Genomic DNA, 1082 nt, shown 5'->3' with positions numbered 1-1082 from the left:
ATAAGCGCATAACCTCTGTAGGTAGCTGAAGAGAAACGCATCTTTGAGAAAAGCAAGACTTAGGTGTATTTTGGAAAAAGCTACCAAACTATTTCGCCTCTTCAGACAAATCTGTGGGTGTAATCCGGAACAGGCAAGTTGCCAAGTGAGTGATATAAGGCCTTTTCGCGCAAGTTATCACTCCGGAAACCATAAGATTTTCTGATGGTCAGTTTTGCCTTGTTATTAAACCCCTCTACAATGCCGGAGGAAAACTCCTTTTTGGCATGAAAATAGTTGAGGATCAGCGGTTTGTGTTTGCGGATAGTTCGGGCAAATTTTTTCAATTCTGGAAGGCTACGGTGGCGCATGACATCCCTGGTCCATTGATCTATGAAGGTGCTTGCCCATGCAGGACATTTATAGCTCCACAAATGGTCAAAATCTTCCTTGAACAGGTAGGCCTTTACTGTCCGAAGGTTCATGCCCAGCAGTTCTCGCAAGCGGGTTCTTGATTTTCCTCGCACCCGTTTCTTCTTTTTGAGAAAAAGCCATCTGCTATTTTTCAAATAAGCTGGTTTTCCATCGTTTTTCAGCTTTTTAACCTCTGCCCGGCGTACATTGTCGACGGCTTTATTAAGGTTCATGACAATGTGAAAGCGATCAAGAACATGAACGGCATTAGCAAGACGGTCAGCAATAACAGAGATATATGCTTTCCACATATCGGAACAGACAAATTCGATTGCCTGACATCGCTGCTCACCCATAAAGTCACAAAAGGACTCTAACGTCTCCTTTTTATGGTCTTTTCCTATCCATAATAAACGACGACAATGTTTGTCTATTTGGTAAACAAGAGTGAGGTATTTGTGACCTTTCTTGTACTGGATCTCGTCGACACCGATAGCCGTTACATTATCGATGCTACGATGTTCAAGGCCCCAGTCGACAACCCAGGCGACAGAATCGTAAGCGCCTGCAGAACCGCACCTCGTCACCTAGATCGAAGTATTGCTGATTGCTGCCTTGGCATTCCAGGGGAGCAAGGCTTCATAATCTTCCAGGGATTCAGCCAGCGGTAGGCCCTCGAAAATATGACG

General features: G+C 44.7%; 1 protein-coding gene. It reads right to left on the bottom strand.

Annotation, left to right across the window (positions count from 1 at the left end):
- Positions 1-101: 101 nt before the first annotated feature.
- Entirely contained in the window at positions 102-980 is an 879-nt protein-coding gene (locus G494_RS23765; protein ID WP_051305739.1) for an ISL3 family transposase, read from the bottom strand.
- Between the last annotated feature and the right edge of the window lie 102 nt (positions 981-1082).

Source organism: Desulfogranum mediterraneum DSM 13871, assembly GCF_000429965.1.
Classification (GTDB): Bacteria; Desulfobacterota; Desulfobulbia; order Desulfobulbales; family Desulfobulbaceae; genus Desulfogranum; species Desulfogranum mediterraneum.
This window is presented reverse-complemented; position numbering and strand designations above follow the sequence as displayed.